Genomic DNA, 25,633 nt, shown 5'->3' on the forward strand with positions numbered 1-25,633 from the left:
AGGCGTTCTGAATAGTAAGTAATGCGCTCACGCAATCAAAGCTCGAACAATTTGCTGCTGCTGTTCTTGAGTTAGATAAGGATGCATCGGCAGGCTCATGACTTGTTCAGCGACTTCATCCCCCACTGGCAGCTGTGCGGCGGCATTGGCTACGGCGGGCTGTTTATTCAAGGGGATGGGGTAGTGGACAGCTGTGGGAATGCCGGCTATCTGGAGCTTTTTCTGCACCGCATCGCGGTTTTCGACGCGGATAGTATATTGCGCCCAGGCAGAAAGGTTGTGTGCCTCGACATAAGGCGTGGTGGTGATGCCTGCGTCGTTTAGGAGACGGGTGTAACCTTCTGCGACTTGATTGCGCAGCTGGACTTCTTCCGCAAAAATCTCCAGCTTCGGCAGAAGAATGGCGGCTTGTAACGTATCCAGGCGGCTGTTTACGCCCACCCGGATATGGTGATAACGCCGGTCCTGCCCGTGCCGGGCGATCTGGCGCATGACTTTGGCCAGCTCATCGTCATTGGTAAAGATCGCGCCGCCGTCGCCATAGCACCCCAGGGGTTTGCTGGGGAAGAAGCTGGTGCAGGCAACCGTAGTCAGGTTGCAGGACTTTTTACCTTTATAGGTCGCACCGAAGCTTTGCGCGGCATCTTCTATAACCGGGATGCAGTGTTTTTTCGCGATCGCGTTGATCGCATCGAAGTCGGCACATTGCCCATAGAGACTGACCGGGATGATTGCCTTGGTACGGGGCGTGATGGCTGATTCCAGCTTGGTCGGGTCGAGATTGTAGGTTTTGGGGCGGATATCGACATAGACGGGCTTGGCACCTAGCAATGCGACGGTTTCAGCCGTGGCAATGTAGGTAAAGCCGGGGGTAATCACCTCGTCCCCTGGGCCGATGCCAAAGGCCATCTGGGCGATTTGCAACGCGTCGGTCCCATTGGCAACGGTAATGCAATGCTTGGCTCCAACGAAATCCGCCAGCTTTGCTTCCAGCTCGGCTACTTCCGGACCTAGGATGTATTGGCCGTGGCTCAGCACCCGCTGAATACCTGCGTCAATTTTGTCCTTGATTCTCGCCTGCTGTGCCGCCAAATCAATAAACTGCATATACAACCTCTTTCCTATCGAAGTCGGCCAGCATCAAACGTCGATTTTCGTCAGCGTGTTCTGCTTGAGTACGTATCGGGCACGGGTGTGTTGGCAGGTTGTTTCCGCCTCGCCTGTTACCGGCAGGTTCAACTGCTCACCGTACTCGCTCATCCAGCCTATCTGTCTTCCGGGTACGCCAACCATCAGCGCATAAGCCGGTACATTCTTATTGATGACTGCACCGGCGCCAATAAAGGCGTACTCACCCAGGGTCACACCACACACGATGGTGCAATTTGCGCCCAGGGTTGCGCCCTTCTTCACTAAGGTGTCGCGGTATTGATCTTTGCGTTCGATCAGCGAGCGTGGGTTATAGACGTTGGTGAATACCATGCTGGGGCCGCAGAACACGCCCTCTTCGAGCGTTACGTTGTCGTAGACCGACACGTTGTTCTGCACCTTGCAGTGGTCCCCAATGACAACCTGGTTGCCAACGAATACGTTCTGGCCCAGTGATACGCCTTTGCCGATACGGGCACCACCGCATACGTGGACAAAATGCCATACACGGGAGCCTCCACCTATCTGTGCGCCATCGTCCACGATGGCGCTGGGGTGTTGGTAGTAGTCAGCCATGCAGCACCTTTTTGAGCAATGGGTGGGGATTTTCCGGATTCTGCACCAGCTCAGCTTTGCGCATGACGTCAACGGTTTCGATCGCCGCGCGGTTGTCTTCTACGCCATACCCCTGGCCCGCAAGAATGCGTTGATAACTTTGGGTATGTAGATCCGTAAATCCGCCGGAAAATTCCAGCTCCTCGCCTTCGATATCGATACTCCGATAGGTGAGCTTTTCGCCCTGCACAGCATTCTCGGGTAGGTGCTTCGCATCGATGGATAGAAACCAGCGCACGTTGGCGCGCTCGTACTTCAGGAAACCGGACGAGGTTTTCTCATCACGATAATGCACTTCGTTATGGGTGATCTTGCCGAAGATGAAATGCAGCATGTCGTAAAAATGCACACCGATGTTGGTTGCTACCCCGCCGGATTTCTCGTCAAAGCCCTTCCAGGATTTCAGATACCACTTCCCGCGTGACGTAAGGTACGTAAGGTCTACATCGAACACCTTGCCAGCGGGGGCTGCCTGAACCTTGTCCCGCAGGGCAATGATGGAGAGGTGTAGGCGCAGCTGCAGAATGGAATTGACCTTAGCCCCGTACTCTTTCTCATACCGGTTCAGCGTATCCAGATCGGCCGTATTCAGCACGAGGGGTTTTTCGCATATCACATCAATGCCGTTTTGCAATGCAAATTTCATATGCGGCAAGTGCAAATAGTTCGGAGAGCAGATTGCTATGTAATCAAGCTTCTGACCCTTTTGCTTCAGGTCTTCAACGAAACCGGAAAACTCTTCAAACTCAGTGAAGAACTCGGCCTCAGGAAAATGGCTATCCATAATACCCACGGAGTCGTTCACGTCCATTGCCACGACCAGGTTGTTACCCGTTTCTTTAATGGCTTTTAAATGACGTGGCGCGATGTAACCTGCAGCGCCAATCAGTGCAAAATTCTTCATATTTATTCCTAAAATGACTACGAAGCTGAATCAAGCTTTGATCACGTGACCTGCCGGAGCGCGGTACTTGCCGCGGGTGTCAATAATCAGCTTCGCCGCAGACTTGATCAGCTCGTAATCGAACTTGTCGTGGTCTGTTGCAAGCACTACTGCATCGAAGCTAGCCAGATTTTCCGCGCTCAGCGCTTCACTCCTTAGCGTAAAGTGGTGTTCACGCATTTCAGGGAATACCGGCACATGCGGATCGCTATAAGCAACGATGCCGCCCTTCGCTTCGATCAGCTCCATGATCTCTACAGAGGGAGACTCACGCATGTCGTCGACGTTCTTCTTGTATGCGATACCCAGGACCAGAATACGGCTGCCCTTGAGCGCCTTGCCTGAATCGTTGAGACCATCCATCAGCTTGGAAAGCACGTATTCGGGCATGGCCTGATTGACCTCGCCAGACAGTTCGATAAAACGCGTGTGAACACCGTATTCTCGCGCCTTCCATGTCAGGTAGAAGGGGTCAATCGGTATGCAGTGACCGCCCAGGCCCGGGCCTGGGTAATAGGCGGTGAAGCCGAAAGGTTTGGTAGCGGCTGCATCGACCACTTCGAAGATGTCGATGCCCATTCGGTCGGCGACGACCTTCATTTCATTGACCAGGCCGATGTTGACCGCCCGGTGGATGTTCTCGAGCAACTTGGTCATTTCAGCTGCTTTGGTAGAGCTGACCGCTACCACCCGATCAATAGCTTGCTCATACAACGCGATACCCACCTCCAGACAAGCCGGAGTATGGCCACCGATGACCTTGGGTATGGTGCGGGTTTCGAAGTCTGGATTGCCTGGGTCTTCACGTTCTGGCGAATAAACCAGGAATATGTTCTCACCCACAACCAAGCCGCCTTCCTGTACGCGAGGGAGCAGCTCTTCTTCTGTTGTGCCTGGGTAGGTTGTACTTTCCAGCGATACAACCTGGCCTTCCCGCAGATAAGGTTTGAGCGCGTCAGTTGTATTGATGACGAAGCTCATATCGGGTTCGCGATATTTGTTCAGCGGAGTGGGCACGCAGAGAATCAGCGCGTCACATTCACTGACCCGAGTGAAATCCGTAGTGGCCTGGAAACCGCTTTGGCGTGCCGCTGCAATTTTGTCTGCGGGGATGTGCTCAATGTAGCTTTGACCGGCGTTCAGCTTGTTGACTTTTGCATCGTCGATATCGATACCGAGCACCCGGAAACCGATCGAGTTGTAACGCAGCATCAGAGGCAGACCTACATAACCCAGGCCTACTACGCCGATTAGGGCTTCCTTCTGTTTGAACTTCTCAATCGCTGCTTGCTGCGTGTTAACTGTCATATCGATACCTGAGGGGCTCATTGATTCTGAAAATGGCGGGGTGGTTCAGTGCGGTTGGGCGCTGGTATTGCGAATTATTCCACTGTGACGGATTTGGCCAGGTTTCTGGGCTTGTCTACGTCTGTGCCTTTTACCAGCGCTACGTGATAGCTGAGCAGTTGTAGCGGGATGGTGTAGACGATCGGGGATACGCTTTCGTATACCCAGGGCATCTTGATGTGGGTGATGCCTTCGCCGTTGTCCAGGTCTGCCCTTTCGCAGGCGAAGTTGATCAGCTGGCCGCCGCGTGCGCGGACTTCTTGCAGGTTGGATTTGAGTTTTTCCAGCAGGCTGTCGCTGGGGGCGACGCTGACGACGGGCATGTCTTCATCCACCAAAGCCAGGGGGCCGTGTTTGAGTTCACCGGCGGCGTAAGCTTCGGCGTGGATGTAGGAGATTTCCTTGAGCTTGAGTGCCCCTTCCATGGCGATGGGGTAATGGGTGCCCCGGCCAAGAAAGAGTGCGTGGTGCTTGTTCGCGAAGGTGGCGGCCAGTGTTTCGATTTCGCTATCCAGCGCTAGTGCTTGCTGGATGAGCGCTGGCAGGCCGCGCAGTGCGCGCACGTTGGCGCTGATCATTTCCGGGGCGCGGCTGTTGGCCTGGGCCAGGGCTGTGGTCAGCCAAAGCAGAGCAACCAGTTGAGTGGTAAAGGCTTTGGTGGATGCTACGCCAATTTCCGGGCCGGCGTGGGTCAGCAGGCGCCAGTCGGCTTCGCGTACCAGAGAGCTGCCGGCTACGTTGCAGATGGCCAGACTGGCGAGGTAGCCCTGCTGCTTGGCATGACGCAGTGCGGCCAGGGTGTCGGCTGTTTCACCGGACTGGGAAATGGTGATCAATAAGGTATTGGCCGGGACGGATACCCTGCGATAGCGGAACTCGCTGGCCACTTCCACCTGACATGGCAGGCCGGCTTGTTCTTCAATCCAGTAACGGGCAACCAGGCCGGCATGGTAACTGGTGCCGCAGGCAACGATATGGATGGCTTGCACGTCTTTCAGGCGTGCTTCGGCATCCGGGCCCAGGCCGGCGGTGAGTACGCTGTCTTCACCGAGAATGCCGCTCAGGGTGTCGGCTATGGCTGCGGGCTGCTCATACATTTCCTTGAGCATGTAGTGGCGGTACTCGCCCTTGTCCAGGCTGTGAGCTGCATGCTCGTAGCGTGTGACCGGGTAGTTCCGTGGCTGGTTCTGGCGGCTCCATACGTCACGGCTGGTTAATGTCAGGCGTGCGTAGTCGCCCTCTTCCAGATAGATGAACTGATCCGTTACCTGCAGCAGGGCCAGCGGGTCGGAGGCGATAAAGTGTTCTTCACTGCCCTCCCCAATAACGAGCGGGCTGCCCATGCGGGCGCAATACAGGGTATCGGGTTCATCCTCATGGATCAGACCCAGCGCGTAGGCGCCGTGTAACTGATTGAGGGTAGCGCGGAAGGCGCACAGCAGATCGGGTTTGCGGCTGTAATGGAATGCCACCAGGTGGGCAACCACTTCGGTATCGGTGTCCGAGGTAAAGGTGTAGCCGGCTTCGATCAGCTCTTTGCGCAGTTGTGCGTGGTTTTCGATGATGCCGTTGTGGACGACGGCTAGCCGGTCGGACAGATGCGGGTGTGCATTGCGTTCGGCGGGTTTGCCATGCGTGGCCCAACGGGTGTGGGCAATGCCCAGCTGACCAATGGCTGGGGTGGCTTGCAGTGCCGCTTCCAGCTCAGCGACCTTGCCGTTGGCGCGTACGCGGAGCAGGCCATTGCCCTCCGCCAGTACAGCCAGTCCGGCGGAGTCGTAGCCGCGGTATTCGAGGCGATGCAGGCCTTCCAGCAGGATGGGGGTGATGTTGCGTTTGGCGACTGCGCCTACAATTCCGCACATGGGGGTCGGGGTGTCCTGATTTGTTTTTAATTGCTTGGTGTGGCTGTTTTGGGTGGTGCTGGTGGTGCTGGTTTCTATTTACAGAGAGAAACCTTGGGGCGTCCTGCGGACGCCGTCGCGCCGGGGGCTACGCTCCTACGAGAACCGGTGCTACATGCTTATTTTGGGGCGTCCTTCGGACGCCGTCGGGCCGGGTCGGCCCTCCTACAAAAAGCAGGGCGCGTTAGAGCGAGTCGGTGCGTTTGCAGCTTATTGCTCTCCAGACACGCTACCGCCACAAGATTTGTTGTTGAATTCTTGAGAACAGTCCTTGTTGGTTTTTTCTGACTCTGCGGGCCTGGGTGGATGCATCAGGCAACGGCGGAGCCGGACGGGGTGCTAGCCCGCCTATGTATCAGTGTTCGGTTTAGCCTGCTGGCCTGATGCTCTTTAACGGGACGCTGAGGGTCTGTTGGCGCTGCAGCACGTTGAGCAGGATGATCACCCGTTCTTCGCCGTCGGCCTTGCTGAAAATGGCATCCAGGTCTTTGAACGGGCCTTCGGTCAGCGTGACGGGGCTACCGGGCTCGAACAGGGGTTGGTCTGTTGTGGCGGCCAGTCGCCGTTTGATCGCTTCGATCAATCCGGGAGCTACAGGTACAGGCGTGTCCGCGAAGGCAACCAGGCGCAGTACGCCGCGGGTCGAGCGGATGGTGTGCCAGCTATCGGTCAGGCGGCAGAGATGAACGAACACATAACCGGGGAAGAGCGCTTCTTCTATGAGCACGCGTTTGCCATGACGAATCGCCTCCACTGTACGTACGGGGCGATAGCAAGGGATGTGCTGGTTGCGTAGGTTGTCTTCAGCGCGGGCGTCCTGCCTGGCTTTGCATTGCACGACATACCACTGCGGATTGCTTGTGGGTGTGGTGGGCATCCTGTCCTGCTTCCGGCGTCAGCCGGTGACTGCGCATTCGTTCATAACCTGCACAGTGACTTCAGCCATGAACTAACCGCTCTAGAGCGAGCATGGCAACGATGCTGTGCAACAGGCGGGCATCATAATTTGGCGAAGCGACAGTTACAAGATGTGAAAGTTCCCTTTTGATGAGCGGTTGCGCTTATGTTAAACGCGACCGCTCGGGAGGCCAATGAATTGGCTGGCGGCATTGTAGGGGACGCTTAGCCAGACGGAATGATTATTTTCATCGGATGGGCTTTTTGCTTGGCTTGCTGGGCCAGTTTTTCGGCAAGGGCTTGCTTGGCGTCTGTTTCCCCGTGGACCAGGCGCACCTCTTCAGGCAAGTGGTGCATGCCGGTAATAAAGTTCACCAACCCGTTTTGGTCGGCATGGGCGGAGTAGCCGCCGATGGTGTGCACGCCCGCCTTTATATCGAAGCGCTCGCCATCCAGATCAACATAGCCGCCCCTGGGGCCGTATTGCTGAATAGCGTGGCCGGGTGTGCCCTTTGCCTGGTAGCCGACAAAGAGCACGTTATGCCTGGGGTCGCCGAGCATGGCCTTGAGGTAGTTGATAATGCGCCCGGCATTGCACATACCGCTGCCGGTAATGACGATCGCTGGCTGAAAGGTATGCGCCAGGCGGTTGACCATGGCCAGGTGTTGGGCGTGGCTTTCTGTGGTGAGTAGTTGGTCGAAAGTTAAGGGCTTACGGCCCTGGCTGACGCGTTTGAGGGCTTCGTCATTCCAGTAGGGTTTCAGTTCGCGGTATAGAGCGGTGAATTTGGTGGCCAAGGGCGCGTCGAGTATTACCGGCAGGGTTGGCTTGGATAGGCTGGTGAGAATGTCTTCCAGCTCATAGAGCAGCTCTTGTGTTCTGCCGATGCTGAAGGCGGGAATCAATACGGTGCCGCCGTCGGACAGGGCTTGCTCAAGTACGGCCTTGAACCGTGCTTGACGGGTGCGCCGGTCTTCATGGTTGCGGTTGCCGTATGTGCTTTCCAGTACGACCACGTCGGCGCGGCATGGCGGTTTGGGTGCTGGCAGCATGGGGGCGTGCGGTGCGCCCAGGTCACCGGAGAAGACGATGCGTCGCTTGAGGCCGGTGGCTGGGTAGCGGACGTCGCATTCAACATAAGCCGAGCCGAGTATGTGCCCTGCTCTTTGGAAGCGGATTCGGCAGGTTAGCTCTGGTTCGTCTATTACCGTTATCCATGTTTTGTAGGAGTGGCCTTGTAGCCGTTGCTCTACCAGGGTGACGAATCGCTCAGCTAATGTGGCATCGCGCTTGATGCCGACCATGAAAGCGTCTTCCAGCACGGTAGGCATTAGTAATGCGGAGGGTTCGGTGCAGTGGATCGGGCCTTTGAAGCCGGCGGCGATCAGCCAGGGCAATCGACCGATGTGGTCAATGTGTACGTGGGTGGCGATCAGGGCTTTGACGGTGTCGAGGCTGAATTCGACGTTGAGGTTATTGGCGTCTGCACCGTTGCCAGAGGTTTCAGCGCCCTGGAACAGGCCGCAATCGATGAGGAGGCTGGCGGTTGGGGATAGCCATAGTTGATGGCAGGAGCCGGTGACGCCTTTTACGGCACCGTGGTGTTGGATGTAGGGGTATTCGGTTGGCATTTGAGCAAAGTCCTTTTGCTTGGGGAGTTTGGAGTGTAGCTGGAGATTCGGCGTAGCGCAGGCGCACTACACCCCCAGGGTGGGCAGTGCTCGGACTCACCGACGGTTTTCCTGGGGTTGGTGAGCGGCTGCTCGCCGACGGGGACGGGTGTGGCTGTTGAACTTGGCGTAGCGCAGGCGCGCTACACTCCCAGGAGGGCCGTTCCCGGAGGCGCGACGGGTTTTCCTGGGGTTGGTGAGCGCCTGCTCGCCGACGGGGTTTGGTGTGGCTGCGGGATTTGGCGTAGCGCAGGCGCGCTACACCCCCAGGCTGGGCCGTGCTCGGACTCGCCGACGGTTTTCCTGGGGTTGGCGTGCGCCTGCGCGCCGACGGGGTTTGGTGTGGCTGCGGGATTTGGCGTAGCGCAGGCGCGCTACACCCCCAGGGTACGAGCTAGTGCTCGAACGTCTCAAGAAATCGCTTCTCCCGCAGCAATTCCGTTATTCGTGGAGACACCAGAACCGGAACCAAAGTACAGGTTCTGGCGAAACACTAACCCGTAGGAGCTTCGCCCCCGGAGCGACGCTGGCTGAAAGCCAGCCAATCAAGACCACACCAAAAACCGGGGCGCCCTGCGGACGCCGTCGCGCCGGGGGCGCCCCGTATACGAAAACAGCAGAACCGAGGCCGAAGGTGAGGAAAGATCACCTATTGAAACCGGATCATCCGGGCAAGTTGCAAAAAATAATCCTGCGACCAGATATCCAGCTGCGCCTGTGTCTTGATGAAGCGCGCTACATCCTGCCTCGCTGAATCAACGTCAAGTGAGCGGATGCGTGCTTCAAGCATTCCCAGAAAAGCTTCTTCTGAAAGGACAGCACCATCCAAATCACCGCTCTGCCTGGCCCTTTCGGTAAAGTGCTCCAGGTTCAATGGGCAGCCTCTACGCACATACCACTCAAAATCGAACCAATCCCGGCCTTTAACCCGGTTTTTCCACCGACGAAACAACAGTGCATGCATCTTTCCGGCAAAGAGATCTGGTAAGGCGAAGCACTTAACGTAAAACGAGTACGGCTGCAAAAGCAGCTGTTCCTCATGGACGAAGCCCAGCGGTGGGTCAGTGTCCACTTCGAACTTGATCTTGATGAGTTTCGTTCCGGCGATGCGCAGGTCATACACGCTGGCAGTTTTCTTTAGAAAGGCCGAAGCGATATCAGAGGTGGCAGCCTTCGGCTTCGCCGAAATCTCCACTTCAAAGCCAAAGGCGGCAAACTCTTCCTGCATTGCATCGAAATAAGGTTCAAGAGCAAAGCCAGCGTTTGGCTGCAGTAGGGAGAAATCCAGGTCTTCCGAAAACCGCGGTAGCGCATGAAAAATGCGCAGACATGTGCCGCCGTAGAATGCAGCCACGTCAAAAAAGCCGCCACGATACAACCCGGCAAGCGCGATTTCCTGCATCACCTCACGCAGCGCATGAGCGCGAGCCTCGTTACTGTCCTGGGGGTAGCGCTGCAACATCTGCTCAACGACGTTCATTGCAAGCCCTCCAATACCTTGCACAGGGCCCGCAGCTGACGTGGTTTGTGCCCTGTGGCCACACATTGGCGGACCGGCTCAAGGTTCAACTCACTCAGCACATCAAAATCAATCCTCAAGTCGTCCTCCAGAAAAACGTGCATCGTTCGGGTTGTTGTAGCGTGCAGATTCCGAGTGAAGAGCACTTTGTCGCACAAGGCTTTTTCCGGGCTGGCGATCAGAAAGTGACTGCCGTCCGGATTACGCTCCATCATTATGCCGACGCCGTACAGGTCAGCGAAGGTACGTGTATAGGAGAACCTGCCCAGCGGCGTATCGTATCGGCGAGCACGACGCGTCGTGACCGAACTGACTTCAAATACGCCTTCCGGGATTAAGCCATGCCAGGACAAAGCGAAGTCCAGAGAAACATATGACGGGCCATATAGCAGGTTTGCGACCAGGGGTAGTGAGACCGGCGTGACACGATGCTCGTCGCCCAATACATACTGGCCTTTTTTGAGCTGGATCAGATCACCGTTTGCCAGCATGCGGGCAATTTTGTCGTTGGGTCTGCGGTATCCCCCCAGATAGGAAAGCAAGGTTCCATGATTGAAGGGGATACTGCCCAGAGATCGAATCTGCTTGTTCAAACGTGCGCCTTTGACGTTTTTCACATGGATAATCGGATAATAATCGATTATCTCTGCAAAAAATAGCAGTCAGCCAGACTTGGCGTAGCGCAGGCGCGCTACACCCCAAGGTGGCGTTCCCAGGCATGGCATCTCGCGTGCAAGCGCGCTTCCCGCAAAGCCGGAACGATAGTATCGGCCTCGCGAAAACACGTACCGGTAGGAAATGAGATGGACCCGTCCCACCTTGTGCCATGATTGAGTTTGTCCACAATCACGGGGTCGGCATCACAGCAGGAGGGTCCATCCATGAGCAAGATTAGCATTATTGGCATCGATCTAGCCAAACAGGTATTTCAGCTTCACGGCAACGATAGCCGGGGGCATAAGGTACTCGGCAAGCAGCTCAAGCGTGACCAATTGCTGCCTTTCCTAGCCACTCAGCCAGCCTGTCTGGTCGCCATGGAAGCCTGCGGTGGAGCGCATTACTGGGCTCGGCAAATCAAGGCGCTGGGGCATGAGGTGAAGATCATTCACCCGCGCTACGTTAAGCCCTTCGTGCAGGTGCACAAGAATGACCAGCGTGATGCTCAGGCGATTGCCGAAGCTGCTGCCCGACCTAGTATGCCTTCGGTCGCAGTAAAGTCAGTTGAACAACTGGATATCCAGGCCTTGCACCGGGTACGTGAACGTCTGGTCAAGGAGAAGACGGCGATCGGCAACGAGCTGCGCGGCTTGCTACTGGAAATGGGTATCACCATTGCCCAAGGGCACAAGAGTCTGCGTGAGACGGTGCCGTTGATACTTGAGGATGCTGAACAAACACTGAGTGTACGCGCTCGGCACTTGATCCATGATCTGCGCGAGCAATGGCTGGAGCGCGAGCGACGGATTGCAGATTACGACCGTGAGTTGAAACTGATTGCTAAGGAAAGTGCAGTCTGCGAGGCGATACAGAGCTTGCCCGGTATAGGGCCGATTAATTCGACGCTGCTTTATAGCCATGCTGGTGACGCCGAGCACTTCAAGTCGAGTAGACATTTCAGCGCCTATTTGGGACTGACTCCCCGCCAGCATGCTACGGGCGGTGTAGAAAAAATGCTGGGCATTTCCAAGCAAGGGAACAAGCATGTGCGCAAACAGTTGGTACATGGCGCTCGCGCGGCGTACCGGGTGCTTAGTCAGCCGGACAATGATTCGCGACTAGGCCGCTGGGTTAAAAGCAAAAGCATGGAAGGCAAACATGTGAACAAGATTGTGGTGGCCCTGGCGAACAAGCTGGCTCGTATCGTCTGGGCAATCATGAAAACAGGCCAGCCCTACCAGCCAATGCGAGGCCTGGAAGCCTGAGAGACTGACAGCGGCAGATAGTTAACAGAGTTACTACTCGTCCGAGGTTGCGCAGACCATTACGACACGACAGATAAGATCGATTCACTGAAACCTTAGGCGACGCCTGGCTCTTGGAAGCCGAGTAGGAGATTAAGGACAGTGAATGCACATCTCATAATGGCCAGGGGCAGTACACCCCGATCTACAAGGCCGGATATAAGCGTGCAATCTCATTCTCGAATGTCATGTGGCTTGCAACACGGGACGGGTCCATATAAGCTTCGCCCTCGGCGCGACGCTGGCTGGAAGCCAGCCATTTGAAGCAGCACTGACCCCGGGGCGCCCTGCGGTCGCCGTCGCGCCGAGGGCTACGCTCCTACGAAAGACCAAAGCCGAAGCCGTCGCGCCGAGGGCTACGTTCCTACGAAGACCAGAGTCGAAGCCATCGCGCGAGCGCGACGCTCGACGCTCGACGAAAGACCCAAGCCGAAGCCGGGAGTCAGCAGAACATCGCCTGTTATTTGTCTGACGGACGGTTTTTCGGGGTTAAATATCACGTCCCATTGGTGCTAAGCCAGACGAGCCGTATGCCTGTTCAGGCTGACAACTTTATGGCCCGACCTTCTTATCCGCCAATCCTTTGACTACACTGCTAAAGTCTTGCAAAACAGTATTGACCCAAGCGAGGTATGTACTTAGAGTTGCGGCCGTATCTGCCCACCCTCGCGCTAACCTCGGATGGCTCTACCTGAATGTTTGATTCAATACTGATCGTCTGCGTTGGCAATATATGCCGCAGCCCAACAGCCGAAGCGCTGCTGAAAAGCAAGCTCGGAGAGCGGGACATCAAGGTAAGCTCCGCCGGCCTCGGCGCGCTGGTCGGTAAGCCGGTCGAGCCCAATGCTGCTGCTATTATGGCTGAAGCGGGACTCTCCCTACCGATGCACAGGGCACGGCAGATCAGCCCGCGTATGATTCGCGAAGCAGACCTGATTCTGGTTATGGAAAACCGACATATACAATCGGTTCACAAGCTCGCTCCCGAAGCGCGCGGCAAAACCTTTCTGTTTGGCCGCTGGCTGAACAATTGCGAAGCCCCTGATCCATACCGTCAGTCCCGCCCCGCCTTTGTACACGTGTACAAGATTCTTGATAAGGCAGCCGATGCCTGGCTGCCTTATCTGAAGTGAATTCTCTTACCTACTGAAGAAAAAGCTGATGCAAAACGCTGTCGCTTCCCCGGAGCAATCAAACGGGGAAATCGATCTGTTGGCCCTACTTGGGGCTCTGATAGATCACAAATGGATTATTGTGGCGTGTACAGGACTGTTTGCTGTTGTCGGCATCGCCTATGCTCTGCTCACTACCCCCGTGTATGTCGCCAATGCGGTTATCCAGATCGAAGAAAAATCGTCTGGCATAGGCAGCCTGCTCGGTGAAAGCGATCTTCTTTCAAGCACATCGCCCGCCGTTACCGAAATAGAACTACTCAAATCACGTAGCGTTATCGGTCAGGCAGTGGATAATCTCAAGCTGACCGTCGTGGCTGAGCCGAAGCTGTTCCCGGTCATTGGCGCCTTCGTCCAGCGCCGCTTCAATCCCAGCCCTGATGCAGCCGTAGCTGAACCGCTGTTTGGTTTGGACAGCTACGCCTGGGGTGGCGAGCAAATCGATGTATTTCAACTGGAAGTGCCGCAGCACTACGTGGGCGAGCCACTAACACTGCAGGCAAACGGCAACGGCGGCTTCACTCTGCTTGATGATACCGGAGCCCGTTTGCTGTCCGGTTCGGTCGGTGAGGCTGTCAATACAGACGGGTTCAAACTGCAAATCGCCGAGCTGGTCGCCCGCCCGGGAACAGAGTTTCTGCTCACGAAAGGCAATCATTTGAGCACAGTGATTGCCTATCAGGAAGCAATCGGTGCAAGTGAAAAAGGTCGCGATTCAGGCATCTTGTCTCTGAGCCTGGAAAGTGAAGATGCGCAACAGGCCATGCGCACCCTTGATGAAGTGAGCCGTCTGTACGTACGCCAGAACGTCGAGCGTAAATCGGCAGAGGCGCAACAGAGCCTGGAGTTTCTGCAGGATCAGTTGCCTCAGGTTCGTCGTGATCTGGAGCGTGCCGAAGAAGCACTCAACGCCTACCAGGCCTCGGCCGGCTCAGTGGATATCAGCATCGAGACCCAGTCCTATCTGAGCCAGGTGGTGGAGCTGGAAACAGCTATCTCCGAGCTACGCCTACGCCAGGAAGAACTTCAGCGCCGCTTCACTGCGGACCACCCCAGCTATCAGGCGCTGATGAGCCAGATCGCCCAGCAGGAAGAGCGCCGTAACAGAATTCTCAACCGCGTCGGGGAGTTGCCTGATACCCAGCAGGAGCTGCTACGTCTGGCCCGCGACGTTCAGGTAAGCACCGAAATCTATACGCAGATGCTTAACAAGAGCCAGGAGCTCGACGTCATGCGTGCAGGTACGGTGGGTAACGTCAGGATCATTGATGATGCGGCTGTCGACACCACCAAGCCGGTCAAACCGAAAAAGGCGCTGATCGTGGTGCTGGCCACATTGCTCGGCGGCATGCTGGGCGTCGCCATTGCGCTGCTGAAACACGCAATGAACCGTGGCATTGAAAGCCCCGAAGTTATCGAGCAGCTCGGCTTGCCGGTATATGCCAGCGTCCCGCTGAGTAAAGATCAGGAGGTCATGGAACGCAGTTTCAAGGGCAAAAGCTCGCACCGGCAGAGCTCCCACCTACTTGCCAATACCAACCCGGCGGATCTTGCCATCGAGGCGCTGCGCAGCCTGCGCACCAGCTTGCACTTTGCGATGATGGAAGCGAAGAACAACGTGCTGATGATTTCCGGCCCGAGCCCGGGAGTGGGCAAGTCATTTGTATCGGCCAACCTGGCGGCAATTGTCGCCCAGACCGGCCAAAGGGTGATGTTGGTCGACGGGGACATGCGCAAGGGATACGTGCACAAACTGCTTGGCGCAAACCCTGACAAGGGCTTGTCGAGCGTGCTGGTGAACTCCCACACGCTGGCAGAAGTGACACACGAGACGGAAGTCGAAGGCTTGCACCTGATATCCCGAGGACAGATACCGCCCAATCCGTCTGAGCTCTTGATGCATGCCAATTTCGAATCGCTGATCAAGCAGCTGAGCGAAACCTACGACATGGTCATTATCGATACGCCGCCGATCCTCGCGGTAACCGATGCCGCCCTTGTCGGCCGGTTCGCTGGCACCAGTCTTATCGTTACCCGCTTCGGCCTGAACCCGGCCAAAGAGGTTGAAATGACACTGCAGCGGTTCCGCAATAACGGGATCGAAATCAAGGGCGCTATTTTCAACGCCATTGAGAAAAAGGCGTCGGCTTACGGCAGTTATGGTTACTACCAATACGAGTACAAATCCGACGCCAGCTGAATCTACCTGCTCGCAAAGCGCTCTGGAGCAAGGGGTTCCACGGTATTCGGAACTGCGTATAATCAAAATGCAATCACACCACAGGGAGTTGAATAATGAAGAAACAAGCATTGGCAATAATGGCTACTGGTTTACTGTTGGCCTCCAGCATGAGCTTCGCTCAGACTGACGAAGCTGCAGCGACCGAAGCTGCAGGCACGACTGCTGGCGCTGGCACTTCGGCAGCCGCTACTGGTACTGCCATTGGTGGCCTGAGCGCCACTACAATCGGTCTTGGTGTTGCTGTTGCCGGCGCCGCAGCGGCTGTTGCTTCTAACAGCGGCGGCTCCAGCTCCAACGGCTCTACTGGCACCACGGGCACTACGACAGGAACTACGGCCGGCACTAATTAAAGGCTGGCAGTGACTGACTAAGCCACCCGGAACAGCGGGTGGCTTTTTTTCGGCTTAACTTCAATTCTTGCAAAGACTCAGCTCATGACCCGATTCCCGCTTGCCGCCCTGGGGGCCTCCTTACTGTTGCTACAAGCCTGCATGTTTTCCCCAGGGATGCATATGGACAAGCAGAATCTGACGAGTCAGGACTCTGCCGAAAGCAGCATGGTCGAGCTGGTAGAGATCACTCCCAAGTTGATTGCCCAAGATCAGACAGCCGCTCGGCGCTTAGCCATTCCCGAAGTGTTGTTGAATTATCAGCCCGAAAACTACCGTATTGGAGCGAATGACGCGCTTTTTATAACAGTTTGGGATCACCCCGAGCTAACTGTACCTGGTGGCAACCAGCAGACCGACGCTGCCAACGCTCGTATTGTTCGCGACGACGGCACCCTCTTCTATCCTTTTATCGGCAAGGTACAGGTTGCTGGCCTGACACTCGAAGAGCTGCGAGAGCTGATCGCAACACGCCTGGCTCGTTTTATCGAGCAGCCTCAGGTCGATGTGAACGTAATGGAATACAACAGCCAGAAAATCATCGTAAGTGGTGCATTCCAGAACCCTGGTTATCTAGCGGTAAACGCACAGCAACTGACACTCTTGCAAGCAGTGGGCCTGGCTGGCATCGACCCGGTACGGGCTGACTTGTCCAGCCTGAGCTTGACTCGCAACGGTCGCAGTTACGAGCTGGACTATGACCGCTTGACCAGCATGCCCAGCCAGATCGGCAATATCTACATGCGCGCTGGGGACAAGCTGCACCTTGGCCTGAACGACAACCGTAAGGTGTTTGTGATGGGTGAAGTCAAATCGCCCCGTGCCCTGCCCTACCGCACCAGCCGCATGTCGCTGAGCGAAGTATTGGCCACCGTAGGCGGCCCTTCGCCGGAAACCTCCAGCGGGCGTGAAGTGTATGTGATTCGAGGCGTTGATAATATTGAGACCGAGAAGGCAACCGTCTTCCAGCTTGATGCCAAGTCTCCCGCATCGTTCATCCTGGCTGAACAGTTCGAGATGCAGCCTCAGGATGTCGTCTTTGTCGGCGCTGCGGGTATCACGCGCTGGAACCGCTTTATCAGTCAGCTGTTCCCCTCCGCCAACATCTTCCGCACGACGCTTGAAATCGACGAAGACGTGACGAACCGCAACTAAGGGGTTGTGAACTTGGATACCCTTTTGCGCGCGGGGCTGCTCGCGTTCGTGGCGGTGTTGCTTAATGGTTGCAGCTCGTTGGCGGCCACTTCCTACGACACTATCAGGCTGGCAATCGTCGGGCCCGACTCGGTTATTACCACTGACTATGTAAACAGCCTGGATCGTCCGGCCCTGTCTGCACGCCTGAAGCAATCGGAAGCGCTGCTGATACTGGCTTCGGGCACCGACGGCATCGCTGAATGGCACGGACTGAGCCAGGCGCTAGTGACGCAGAACGGGCGTGTGATACAAAGTGCGGGCCTGCCCGAACAGGCTGACGTGATCGCTCCACTCCTGCCCGACGACCCGTTCTTACGGGATCTGCGCACATTGGAAACTGATCTGGAAGTTACTCGCCAGGTAGATCTACCGGCTCGGTATCTCACAGGTGTGCCCCAGCGCGCCCAGTACCGCACCGGACCTTTGGAAAAACGGCAGATCATGGGTGTCGAGCGAGAGCTGCTGCGTTTAGACGAGGCCATCAGCATGCCGACTATCGGCTTCAAGGCCGTCAACCATTATTGGCTGGACCAGGCTTCTGGCAAAGTCGTAGCAAGCACTCAGCACCTCGCACCCGACCTGCCGGCGCTTCACCTGGTTGAGCTGCACCAGACAGTGAAACAACCATGAAGCTGGTGCGCCTGGTGAAATCTTCGTTGTTCCTGGCTGGGGTCTGCATATCTGTGATCAGCCAGGCTCAGGTAACCACTCCGAACGAACGAATACTTGCTGATATCGAGGGCGCGGTTCTCGCCCCTGGCAGTTATATGTTTGCGCCAGGGGCCCGACTACTTGATGCCTCGGCGACTGGCAAGGTGAGTACTCAGGCCTGGCCACTGGGCGCAGCATTGCTACGGCAATCGGCTATGGAGCCACAGGTACGGCTGAAGGCTGGCATACTCTTCGACCTGCAAGTCAACCGAGTGCATGCACTGGCTGAAGATAATGTAGACCTACAAGCTCTGATCGACCGCCTCAAGATAACCATCGAATCGATGCCGGTCACGGGGCGGGTAGTCGCACAGCTTAACCCGTTGCAACAGCTGCTCCCGGCGAACAATGATCCGCTCGTAAACGGGGACCGGATACGTTATCCACGTCGCCCGGATCATGTCACTGTTACCGGCGCGGTGGAGCGAGACTGCAAGCTGAACTTTTCCCCCACGTTTCAACCCGCTGACTACCTGCGGCTCTGCAACCGCCTCACTTTGGCCGACCCAAGCTATGTTTATGTTATTCAGCCGGACGGCAAATTGATGCTGAACGGTATCGCACACTGGAATGCCGAGCAGGCGAACGTTGCGGTAGGCGCTGTGCTCTATGTTCCGGTCAAACCCGGACGGCTATCAGCCGAAACACCAGACATCAACAGGGAACTGGCCGAGTTCCTGGCTACCCAGTATCAGCTCGGGGGCCGCTTTGGTGAGTAGTATTTTCTTATTCAGACGGTGGTTGTTGATTCCGCTGATCTCCACTGGCCTCGGCTGGCCGGCGGTCGGGCTGGCTGACCGCTATCGGACCACCCAGCACGACTTTGGTGGTGTAGGGCTATTGCAGACCCCGAGCGCCCGCATGGCGCCGGAAGGCGGCTTCAGCTTCAATGCCAATCGCACCTCACCTTACAGCCGTTACAGCATTTCTGTGCAGCCTTTGCCGTGGCTTGAGGCAAATATCCGTTATATCGCGATTACCAACCGCAAATACGGTGAGGCGATCGCGGGCGATCAAAGCTACAAAGATAAAGCCATCGATGCCAAGTTTCGGTTATGGGAAGAAAGTTACTGGCTGCCGCAGGTAGCGCTCGGCTTCCGCGATATGGGCGGGACTGGCCTGTTCTCCAGTGAGTTTTTGGTTGCGAACAAGCGCTTCTATGATTTAGATCTCAGCTTGGGTTTGGCTTGGGGCTATATCGGCAACCGTGGAGATGTCAGCAATCCCTTGGCTGAGATTGGTTTGCGCGATGAGGGACGCGCCGGTTCGACAGGTGAGGTGGGCGGAGAATTTAATACAAGCGCGTTCTTTAGCGGGCCAGTTGGTATTTTCGGCGGTGTCGAGTATCAAACCCCTTGGGATCGGCTGCGCCTGAAAGCTGAACTTGACGGTAACGACTACAAGTCCGAGCCGCAGGCAAACAATCAGGATCAGGATTCGTCGGTCAACCTGGCTGCGGTGTTTCGCCTGAGCCATGGGATTGACCTGACCGCAGGATGGGAGCGTGGCAATACCGCGATGTTCGGCATCAGTTTCTCGACCAATCTCAAGTCCGGTCCGCTTCCGCCCAAGGTACTTGACCCGGCTCCCGAGCCGCGACGAGCTCTCCCCGCGGGCGTAACCGCTAGCCAGGTCGACTGGCAAGACGTTAGCAATCGCCTCCATGACAACGCAGGCTTTGCGGTGGAAGAGATTGCCATCAAAGACCGGGAAGTCATCGTCACGGGCAATCAGACCACGTACCGCGAAGAAGCCAAGGGACTGGGTCGTGCCTCGCGGGTTCTGGATAACAGTCTCGGTAAGGGCACCTACGATTGGTATACGCTGGTCAACAAACCGCGTGGCATGGAGACAAGTGAAAACAGTATCCGTCCTGACCGTTTACGCGCTCTCGAAGAAAATCGTCTGACGCTCGAGCAGATGCGTCGTGCTACTGTCACGGCGACGCCAAGCATAGTAAGCAAGGATGTGGTACACAGCGAGACATTGGATAAATTCGATATAGGGCTATCGCTGGGTTACAACCAGAACGTAGGCGGTCCGGATGGTTTTATTCTTTACCAGTTCCTTGCACGGGTCAGCAGTGAATATCGCTTCAGCCGCAACCAATGGGTGCATGGCAGTGTAGGCGCAGACCTGATCAATAACTTTGACAAGTTCAAATACGACGCTCCCAGCAAATTACCTCGCGTTCGTACGAACGTTCGAGAGTACCTGACCAGTTCCGATGTCGTACTTGAACATCTGCAATATACCCAGACACAGCGTATTGGTAGCGATCTTTACGCCATGGGCTATGCCGGCGTACTGGAGAGCATGTTTGGCGGGGTCGGCGGCGAGGTGTTATTGCGTCCGCATGGCTCGGACTGGGCTATAGGGGTAGACGCCAATTGGGTAAGGCAGCGCGGATTCCGCCAGGACTTCAGTTTTCGCGATTATTCCACCTGGACGGGACATATGACCGGTTATTTGCAAACCGACATTTATGATGTCCTGGCCCGGGGCAGCGTAGGCCGTTACCTCGCCGGCGATTATGGTGCCACCCTGGAGCTTTCCCGCCGTTTCAATAACGGTATTATCGTCGGTGCCTGGGCGACCAGAACTGACGTGCCCTCAGAAGACTTTGGTGAAGGTAGCTTCGATAAAGGGATCTATTTTACGTTTCCCTTCGACGCATTCTTTGCCCGGTCCTCGAAATCATACGGGAGCATCGCCTGGAATCCATTGACCCGGGACGGTGGAGCACGTCTGTCTCGCTTTTATCAACTGTACGACATGACTGAAACGCGCAATACCGACCGTTTCAATCGTGGTTTTGGCCAGCTTATGAAGTGAGGTGTCTCGCTGGCTGTAAAAAGACCACGACGGGATCGATATCGACGGCTCTCACGCGGCTTGGGCCGATAAGCACACTGACCAGCGGCGGAACCTCGTTAAATAACCGAGCCGCGAAATAAAAGCGGGCTAAACATTGGTTGCGCCGGTTTCTGGAGCAGATATGTGGTTTAGGGTCATACACGGTTGGGTTCGATGGCGCCCGGCATTTCGCATCATGTTTTATGCACTGGTATGCCTCGGTATGTTCCTCGGCATGCGCCCTACCCCACCGCCCGTAGCGTTCAGCGGCATGGCCGTGCTTTATCACGCCGGCGGATTATGCGCCTGTACTCTACTAAGTTATCTCGGGCACCCCAGATGGCGCTGGTGGGTGCGTTTTGTTTTGATGTTTGCGGTGGGCCTGGCCGTGGAGATGGTGCAATCGTTCCATCCGACACGCAGTGCTGATGTGTATGATCTATACGCTAATAGCATCGGTGTTGCGATCGGATTAGGGCTCATCTGGGCTTGGCGCAGCTGGAGCCGAAAGCGCTTTCATCCGGGTGTTTCGAGGGCTTGAGCCGCACGTGAACCCGACCCTGTCGGCGCGCAGGCGCACGCCAACCCCAGGAAAACCCAGCCAGTAAGCCGCTGCGCCACCCTGGGGGTGTAGTGCGCCTGCGCTACGCCAAACTACCAGCCACACCAAGCCCGCCAGCGATTCCGAGCGCGATCCGAGGCACTCACCAACCCCCGACGGCGAGCAGGCGCTCACCAACCCCAGGGCACCCCAGATCCAGTCCGCTGCGCCGCCCTGGGGGTGTAGTGCGCCTGCGCTACGCCAAAGCCCGATCAACCCCCGGATCTCCAGCATATGCACTAGACCATCTCCACTCATCAGCAGATTGGCAAAGCCCGGCCTTAACAGGATTTTGGTGAATATAATTCACAGCCGTCCGGAAATGATGCTCATCCCGAACAAAACGATCCCAGTAATCCCGCATCCATAAGCTCCGTGCGGGCACTCCCAAACCCAGCTTTTCATTGTTCAGCAACATCCACCGCGTCGTGACTGACTTCCACGTTTGAACGATTTTGGGCAATGAATACCAGGTATCGATCAGCACATGCACATGGTTCGGCATGATGCACCAGGCAATCAGTCGGTACCGGCGTCCATGGTTGTGTTTGAATGCTTCCTCCACCGCAGCAGCCATTCTGTCGTTACGCAACGCACAACAACCGAGCCCGCTATCCAACCAACGTTCAATGTTACTGCGCTTGAAAGTGCCGCGTTCGGAATCGGGAAGTGTCTTTGATTGTCGCTCGAGTTCGCGAAGCACATGCTGGGGAATCGAGTCAGCTAAACGGAAGGTAATAAACTGAATGCATTGCGGGACATCGCGGTGTGGGGCAGATCCGGAGTAATACCAGCCTTTCCATGAGGTATCGGTGGGCTCGCGGTTCGAGCGCATGATCGTCTTCCCTGTTTATAAGAGAGACGAGGTTAGCAAGCGAGGTTTGAGAGTGACGCGGGCTGATGCTCATTTTTTGAAATTGGTGGTGGTGCACTAGTCCTGTCAGCGGTCCGAACAGCACCCGAGCCGCCGACCAGGCTCGTTGGCAAGTCCGAGCGCGGTCCACCCCATCGGCGCGCAGGCGCACGCCAACCCCAGGGGAACCCCACTCGCTGCGCCAACCTGGGGGTGTAGCGCGCCTGCGCTACGCCGATGCCGTGCGATGATACCGTCCTCCGAAACCGATGCCATTGGCAAGTCCGAGCGCGGACCACCCCGTCGGCGCGCAGGCGCACGCCAACCCCAGGGGAACCCCACTCGCTGCGCCAACCTCGGGTTGTAGTGCGCCTGCGCTACGCCATTATCCCAAACATCACCGATATATCAGGAGAGGGAAGATTCCAGCCCTTCAATCCCGACGCTTTGGCGGTGCCAGACCATCTGCACTGGTCACAACCTGCCCAACCGGCGTCGGAGATGACTTACTCCGGCCGGCATGCTTCTTGGACTTGGGCTTTTTCGGCTTGTCTTTCTTCTTGTCGTCTTTCTTTTTCTTGGCGCCTACCGGTTTGCCGGAGGCTTTGACCTTCCTGGGGCCTTTGAAGCTACCTTCGATTTCCTTGACTACTCGCCGTTCGAAGTTGCGCCGCAGATAGCGCTCGATGCTCGACATCAGATTCCATTCGTGCGGCGCCACCAATGAGATCGCGATGCCCTCCGCCCCTGCCCGGCCGGTACGGCCGACACGGTGGAGATAGTCGTCACCGCTGCGCGGCATGTCGAAGTTGATCACCAGATCCAGCTCGCTGATATCCAGTCCGCGCGCGGCGACATCGGTGGCTACCAGCACACCGCTTTTGCCTTCCTTGAAACGCTCGATGGCCAACTTGCGGTCTTTTTGATCTTTCTCACCATGCAGTACGTAAACGCGCAGGGTGTCATCCGCACGCAATACGCCGTTCAGCCGGTCTGCAGTGACGCGGGTGTTGGTAAACACGATGGCTTTGCCAGGGTTTTCATTGGCCAATAGCCATTTCAGCTGCTTTTCCTTGTGCGTTACGTCGTCCGCAGCCATTACCTGCTGTTTTATCGCGGGAGTGTCGTCGCGCACGCTGTCCAGTTCCAGAATCACCGGCTCGCGCATGGCGCTTTTGGCCAAGCGCTGCAATCCGCCACTGCCCTTGGTGGCGGAGAACATCAGGGTCTGCCGCGCTTCCGGGCAGGCCTCGGCGATCTTGATAACGTCTTCGCTGAAGCCCATGTCGAGCATGCGGTCAGCTTCATCGATTACCAGGGTCTGCACCTGGGATAAATCCAGGTTCACTCCCGCGCCCAGCTGCTCAAGCGCCCGGCCAGGTGTAGCAACGATGATGTCGGGATTCTTGCGGAGTTTGGCTGCTTGCACCTTGAAGTCTTCGCCACCAATTACCAGTTCGGCTTTGATGTATGTGAAACTCGCCAGCTTCTGAATGTCCTGCAGGATCTGTCTGGCCAATTCGCGGGTCGGTGACAAGATCAATGCGCGCGGGGCTTGTGGCTGGCCTTCTTCATTCAGGATGCGCTGCAGAATCGGCAGTACGAACGCAGCTGTCTTGCCGCTTCCGGTTTGTGCGATGACATACAGATCGTCGCCGTTGATTGCAGCCGGAATCGCCGCTTTCTGGACATCGGTGGGCGTTTCAAATGACAGCGCTTCGAGGCCCTTGAGAAGGCGTTCGTGCAGATTGAATTCGGTAAACAAGGTAGCTTCGCTCTACTGGAATCGTCGGAATGGTAATGGGCGACAGTGTAACAGTAGAAGCGTTGACGGTGATGAGATAGCGCATCGGTCATGGACTGGCGGTGCGTGCCCCGTCGGCGAGTCCGAACGCGGTCCACCCTGTCGGCGCGCAGGCGCACGCCAACCCCAGGAAGCCCCAGCCCAAAGCAGTCGCGCCCTCCCTGGGGGTGTAGCGCGCCTGCGCTACGCCAAGGCTGTGTAAGGACTCCATTCTGAAAACCAACCTCGTCGGCGCGCAGGCGCACGCCAACCCCAGGAAACCTTCGGCGCGTCCGAACGCGGACCGAGGCGCACGCCAACCCCAGGAACCGTAGGCGAGTCCGAGCGCGGCCCGCAGGCGCACGCACTCCCACACAGCACGCATAAAAAAGGGACATCCGAGGATGTCCCTGAATCCCAAACGATTAGATCAGCTTACTGCTTAACGCACACCAGAGGCTCTCAAAGCTGCAGGGGTGAACTGGTTGTAGGATGGATCGAAATCATACTGCGGCGCTGACGTTTCCTCTGTGTACATACCCAGGGCGATATAACGGCCAGCCAAGAGGTCATACAGAGTCTCGAGGGCGTAGCCCGGCAGCTTCTCCTTATAGGCAAAGGCGATATGGCCTTCCCCTACGCGCCACAAGGTACCGCGACCATCGTAGTGATCAGCCAGGTTGATCATCCATGAGTCTTCGTCGACAAAGAAGTTACGCTGGGCATAGATATGACGCTGCCCTTGCTTGACGTCGCCCTGTACTTCCCACACTCGATGCAGCTCGTAACGGGTGAACTCGGGGTTGATATGACCAGCCTTGAGCACGTCGTCATACTTGACGCCTTTCTCGGTCAGCTTGTATGCGTTGTACGGGACATATATTTCCTTCTTGCCGATCAACTTCCAGTCATAACGGTCGGGTGCGCCGTTATACATGGAGAAGTTGTCGGAAGTACGCATACCGTCCGAAGCAGTACCCGGGCCGTCATAGGAAACCTGAGGAGCCCGGCGAACCCGACGTTGCCCTGCGTTATATACCCAGGCCATACGCGGCTCTTTCAGCTGATCGAGCGTGTCGTGTACCAGTAGCACGTTACCCGCCAGACGCGCCGGGGCATTCACACGTTGCTTGAAATAAAGCAGGGTATTCGGCACTTCCGCTTCATTCACATCATCCATGTATTGCGGATAGCCAACCTCTTCTTCCATCTTGATCAGGTTGTAGGAGCCGTTGGTCTGCGGCATGGCCTGCATATACCAGCGTTTGACGTTGCTACGCGCTCGAGTCATATGATTCCAGACCACCTCCGCGCCCGATTTTGGAATCGGGAAAGCAAAACTGCCGTGGGAGAAATCAGAGATGCCATCGCCGCCGTTGACCAGCTTGGCCTGCCCTGCCGTCCGCTTAACCTGCTCATAGGTCTCTTCGGGATAGCCCACAGTCCGCTTGGTCTCGTAGATCGGCATTTGAAAGGTGTCAGGGTAACGCTCAAACATCGCGACCTGTCCGGGTGTCAGCTTTTCGCGGTACTCCTGATAGTTTTGCGCGGTAATGACAAATTCTGGCTGATCATTCGCAAATGGGTTCTCGTAGAAGTTATCTTCCAGAGGTTGGCCTGCATCGGTGGGCAAACCGCCCGTCCATTCAGGGATGGTTCCGTCCGCATTACCTGACTTTTCTGCGCCGATCGGCGTCAGTTCATTACCCAGCTTATCGATCTCATCCTGGGTTAATGATTGCGCCATCACGCCAGATGCAACAAGACTTAAAGCCAGACCACCGACACCGCATAGAGTTTTTCGCATACGCTTCATTTTTATT

General features: G+C 56.5%; 21 protein-coding genes. 9 read left to right on the forward strand and 12 right to left on the reverse strand.

Features of this window, described 5'->3' with window-relative positions; all coding sequences use genetic code 11:
• Nucleotides 1-27: 27 nt before the first annotated feature.
• The 9 genes from G3M63_RS17155 to G3M63_RS17195 all read right to left on the reverse strand — a co-directional run bounded on the left by G3M63_RS17155 (nt 28) and on the right by G3M63_RS17195 (nt 10,638).
• On the reverse strand, nt 28-1,107 hold the full coding sequence (locus G3M63_RS17155; protein WP_163983898.1) for a DegT/DnrJ/EryC1/StrS aminotransferase family protein: 1,080 nt from the start codon (nt 1,105-1,107) through the stop codon (nt 28-30).
• A 33-nt stretch (nt 1,108-1,140) separates the two neighbouring features.
• A complete protein-coding gene (gene wbpD / locus G3M63_RS17160; RefSeq protein WP_163983899.1) occupies nt 1,141-1,725 on the reverse strand; it encodes a UDP-2-acetamido-3-amino-2,3-dideoxy-D-glucuronate N-acetyltransferase in 585 nt (194 codons plus the stop codon).
• The gene (locus G3M63_RS17165; protein WP_163983900.1) at nt 1,718-2,668 is read right to left on the reverse strand and encodes a Gfo/Idh/MocA family protein; all 951 of its coding nucleotides are present in this window, start codon (nt 2,666-2,668) and stop codon (nt 1,718-1,720) included. The genes wbpD and G3M63_RS17165 overlap by 8 nt, the downstream gene beginning before the upstream one ends.
• Before the next feature lie 30 nt (nt 2,669-2,698).
• On the reverse strand, nt 2,699-4,015 hold the full coding sequence (wbpA, locus tag G3M63_RS17170; RefSeq protein ID WP_163983901.1) for a UDP-N-acetyl-D-glucosamine 6-dehydrogenase: 1,317 nt from the start codon (nt 4,013-4,015) through the stop codon (nt 2,699-2,701).
• Between the two features lie 74 nt (nt 4,016-4,089).
• Nucleotides 4,090-5,919, reverse strand: coding sequence for a glutamine--fructose-6-phosphate transaminase (isomerizing) (gene glmS / locus G3M63_RS17175; protein ID WP_163983902.1), 1,830 nt, complete (start codon nt 5,917-5,919; stop codon nt 4,090-4,092).
• Nucleotides 5,920-6,325: 406 nt separating this feature from the next.
• A complete protein-coding gene (rfaH, locus tag G3M63_RS17180) occupies nt 6,326-6,835 on the reverse strand; it encodes a transcription/translation regulatory transformer protein RfaH (protein WP_163983903.1) in 510 nt (169 codons plus the stop codon).
• Between the two features lie 245 nt (nt 6,836-7,080).
• Complete coding sequence (locus G3M63_RS17185; protein WP_163983904.1) at nt 7,081-8,487, reverse strand: MBL fold metallo-hydrolase RNA specificity domain-containing protein; 1,407 nt, start codon at nt 8,485-8,487, stop codon at nt 7,081-7,083.
• Nucleotides 8,488-9,175: 688 nt separating this feature from the next.
• Nucleotides 9,176-10,006: a nucleotidyl transferase AbiEii/AbiGii toxin family protein gene (locus tag G3M63_RS17190; protein WP_163983905.1), complete on the reverse strand. Its 831-nt coding sequence runs from the start codon at nt 10,004-10,006 to the stop codon at nt 9,176-9,178.
• Nucleotides 10,003-10,638: a hypothetical protein gene (locus G3M63_RS17195; protein ID WP_163983906.1), complete on the reverse strand. Its 636-nt coding sequence runs from the start codon at nt 10,636-10,638 to the stop codon at nt 10,003-10,005. The genes G3M63_RS17190 and G3M63_RS17195 overlap by 4 nt, the downstream gene beginning before the upstream one ends.
• 288 nt (nt 10,639-10,926) lie before the next feature.
• Here G3M63_RS17195 and G3M63_RS17200 point away from each other — a divergent pair, with 288 nt between their 5' ends.
• The 9 genes from G3M63_RS17200 (at nt 10,927) to G3M63_RS19810 (ending at nt 21,114) form a co-directional block, all read left to right on the forward strand.
• A complete protein-coding gene (locus tag G3M63_RS17200) occupies nt 10,927-11,967 on the forward strand; it encodes an IS110 family transposase (RefSeq protein ID WP_163983907.1) in 1,041 nt (346 codons plus the stop codon).
• 734 nt (nt 11,968-12,701) lie between these two features.
• Nucleotides 12,702-13,139: a low molecular weight protein-tyrosine-phosphatase gene (locus tag G3M63_RS17205; RefSeq protein ID WP_163983908.1), complete on the forward strand. Its 438-nt coding sequence runs from the start codon at nt 12,702-12,704 to the stop codon at nt 13,137-13,139.
• Nucleotides 13,140-13,167: 28 nt separating this feature from the next.
• Complete coding sequence (locus G3M63_RS17210) at nt 13,168-15,378, forward strand: polysaccharide biosynthesis tyrosine autokinase (RefSeq protein ID WP_163983909.1); 2,211 nt, start codon at nt 13,168-13,170, stop codon at nt 15,376-15,378.
• 95 nt (nt 15,379-15,473) lie between these two features.
• Nucleotides 15,474-15,770, forward strand: coding sequence for a hypothetical protein (locus G3M63_RS17215; RefSeq protein ID WP_163983910.1), 297 nt, complete (start codon nt 15,474-15,476; stop codon nt 15,768-15,770).
• 162 nt (nt 15,771-15,932) lie between these two features.
• Nucleotides 15,933-16,964: a polysaccharide biosynthesis/export family protein gene (locus G3M63_RS17220; RefSeq protein ID WP_306110142.1), complete on the forward strand. Its 1,032-nt coding sequence runs from the start codon at nt 15,933-15,935 to the stop codon at nt 16,962-16,964.
• 12 nt (nt 16,965-16,976) lie between these two features.
• Nucleotides 16,977-17,636 carry a YjbF family lipoprotein gene (locus G3M63_RS17225; RefSeq protein WP_163983912.1) on the forward strand — a complete coding sequence of 220 codons (660 nt, stop codon included), beginning with the start codon at nt 16,977-16,979 and terminating at the stop codon, nt 17,634-17,636.
• Nucleotides 17,633-18,436 carry a capsule biosynthesis GfcC family protein gene (locus G3M63_RS17230; RefSeq protein ID WP_163983913.1) on the forward strand — a complete coding sequence of 268 codons (804 nt, stop codon included), beginning with the start codon at nt 17,633-17,635 and terminating at the stop codon, nt 18,434-18,436. Before G3M63_RS17225 ends, G3M63_RS17230 begins: the two co-directional genes overlap by 4 nt.
• Before the next feature lie 25 nt (nt 18,437-18,461).
• On the forward strand, nt 18,462-20,552 hold the full coding sequence (locus G3M63_RS17235) for a YjbH domain-containing protein (protein ID WP_371923592.1): 2,091 nt from the start codon (nt 18,462-18,464) through the stop codon (nt 20,550-20,552).
• A gap of 292 nt (nt 20,553-20,844) precedes the next feature.
• Nucleotides 20,845-21,114 (forward strand): VanZ family protein, encoded by a 270-nt coding sequence (locus G3M63_RS19810; protein ID WP_371923593.1) that lies wholly within the window; start codon nt 20,845-20,847, stop codon nt 21,112-21,114.
• Nucleotides 21,115-21,370: 256 nt separating this feature from the next.
• On the opposite strand, the gene G3M63_RS17245 is transcribed toward G3M63_RS19810, so the two are convergent.
• From G3M63_RS17245 to G3M63_RS17255, 3 genes are all read right to left on the reverse strand, one after another.
• Nucleotides 21,371-22,009: a transposase gene (locus G3M63_RS17245; protein ID WP_163983916.1), complete on the reverse strand. Its 639-nt coding sequence runs from the start codon at nt 22,007-22,009 to the stop codon at nt 21,371-21,373.
• A gap of 451 nt (nt 22,010-22,460) precedes the next feature.
• Complete coding sequence (locus G3M63_RS17250) at nt 22,461-23,792, reverse strand: DEAD/DEAH box helicase (RefSeq protein ID WP_163983917.1); 1,332 nt, start codon at nt 23,790-23,792, stop codon at nt 22,461-22,463.
• Between the two features lie 460 nt (nt 23,793-24,252).
• Entirely contained in the window at nt 24,253-25,617 is a 1,365-nt protein-coding gene (locus G3M63_RS17255) for a DUF1329 domain-containing protein (protein ID WP_163984318.1), read from the reverse strand.
• Between the last annotated feature and the right edge of the window lie 16 nt (nt 25,618-25,633).

The organism is Pseudomonas sp. OIL-1, assembly GCF_010669185.1.
Classification (GTDB): domain Bacteria; phylum Pseudomonadota; class Gammaproteobacteria; order Pseudomonadales; family Pseudomonadaceae; genus Halopseudomonas; species Halopseudomonas profundi.

Bases quoted from the DNA above. Each gene is read 5' to 3' on its own strand.
- G3M63_RS17155 (WP_163983898.1), bottom strand. From the start codon at position 1,107: ATGCAGTTTATTGATTTGGCGGCACAGCAGGCGAGAATCAAGGACAAA.
- wbpD (WP_163983899.1), bottom strand. From the start codon at position 1,725: ATGGCTGACTACTACCAACACCCCAGCGCCATCGTGGACGATGGCGCA.
- G3M63_RS17165 (WP_163983900.1), bottom strand. From the start codon at position 2,668: ATGAAGAATTTTGCACTGATTGGCGCTGCAGGTTACATCGCGCCACGT.
- wbpA (WP_163983901.1), bottom strand. From the start codon at position 4,015: ATGACAGTTAACACGCAGCAAGCAGCGATTGAGAAGTTCAAACAGAAG.
- glmS (WP_163983902.1), bottom strand. From the start codon at position 5,919: ATGTGCGGAATTGTAGGCGCAGTCGCCAAACGCAACATCACCCCCATC.
- rfaH (WP_163983903.1), bottom strand. From the start codon at position 6,835: ATGCCCACCACACCCACAAGCAATCCGCAGTGGTATGTCGTGCAATGC.
- G3M63_RS17185 (WP_163983904.1), bottom strand. From the start codon at position 8,487: ATGCCAACCGAATACCCCTACATCCAACACCACGGTGCCGTAAAAGGC.
- G3M63_RS17190 (WP_163983905.1), bottom strand. From the start codon at position 10,006: ATGAACGTCGTTGAGCAGATGTTGCAGCGCTACCCCCAGGACAGTAAC.
- G3M63_RS17200 (WP_163983907.1), top strand. From the start codon at position 10,927: ATGAGCAAGATTAGCATTATTGGCATCGATCTAGCCAAACAGGTATTT.
- G3M63_RS17205 (WP_163983908.1), top strand. From the start codon at position 12,702: ATGTTTGATTCAATACTGATCGTCTGCGTTGGCAATATATGCCGCAGC.
- G3M63_RS17210 (WP_163983909.1), top strand. From the start codon at position 13,168: ATGCAAAACGCTGTCGCTTCCCCGGAGCAATCAAACGGGGAAATCGAT.
- G3M63_RS17215 (WP_163983910.1), top strand. From the start codon at position 15,474: ATGAAGAAACAAGCATTGGCAATAATGGCTACTGGTTTACTGTTGGCC.
- G3M63_RS17220 (WP_306110142.1), top strand. From the start codon at position 15,933: ATGGACAAGCAGAATCTGACGAGTCAGGACTCTGCCGAAAGCAGCATG.
- G3M63_RS17230 (WP_163983913.1), top strand. From the start codon at position 17,633: ATGAAGCTGGTGCGCCTGGTGAAATCTTCGTTGTTCCTGGCTGGGGTC.
- G3M63_RS19810 (WP_371923593.1), top strand. From the start codon at position 20,845: ATGGCCGTGCTTTATCACGCCGGCGGATTATGCGCCTGTACTCTACTA.
- G3M63_RS17245 (WP_163983916.1), bottom strand. From the start codon at position 22,009: ATGCGCTCGAACCGCGAGCCCACCGATACCTCATGGAAAGGCTGGTAT.
- G3M63_RS17255 (WP_163984318.1), bottom strand. From the start codon at position 25,617: ATGCGAAAAACTCTATGCGGTGTCGGTGGTCTGGCTTTAAGTCTTGTT.